The organism is Micromonospora sp. DT233 (assembly GCF_049841815.1).
In the GTDB taxonomy this organism is placed as follows: domain Bacteria; phylum Actinomycetota; class Actinomycetes; order Mycobacteriales; family Micromonosporaceae; genus Micromonospora.
On sequence record NZ_JBNCLB010000048.1, the window covers coordinates 1 to 419 of the forward strand.

General features: G+C 70.6%; 1 protein-coding gene. It reads left to right on the forward strand.

Annotated elements, in window-relative coordinates; all coding sequences use genetic code 11:
* Window positions 1-5 precede the first annotated feature (5 nt).
* Window positions 6-419, forward strand: a 414-nt coding sequence (locus ACLQ2V_RS28135) for a ketoacyl-synthetase C-terminal extension domain-containing protein (protein ID WP_425721738.1), incomplete at its 3' end; no start/stop codon positions are given.

Genomic DNA, 419 nt, shown 5'->3' on the forward strand with positions numbered 1-419 from the left:
ACGGGATGTTGCCGCGCACGTTGCATGTGGGGACGCCGTCGACGCACGTGGACTGGTCGGCGGGTGCGGTGGAGTTGCTCACCGAGGAACAGCCCTGGCCACAGCGCGACCGGCCGCGTCGGGCGGGTGTGTCGGCGTTTGGTCTCAGTGGCACGAACGCTCACGTGATCATCGAGGAGGCGCCTGATTCTGATCCCGCTCCCGTGCAGGGGGAGCCGGTCACGCTGGGGGTGGTGCCGTGGCTCGTATCGGGGAAGACGTCCGGTGCGGTGGTGGGGCAGGCGCGTCGGCTGCTGACCGGTCTGTCGGGTGGTGTGGTGCCGGTGGATGTGGCGTTGTCGCTGGCGACGACCCGCTCGGCGCTCGAGCATCGCGCGGTGGTGTTGGGTGCGGACGGCGCCGAGTTGCGGGCGGGTCTG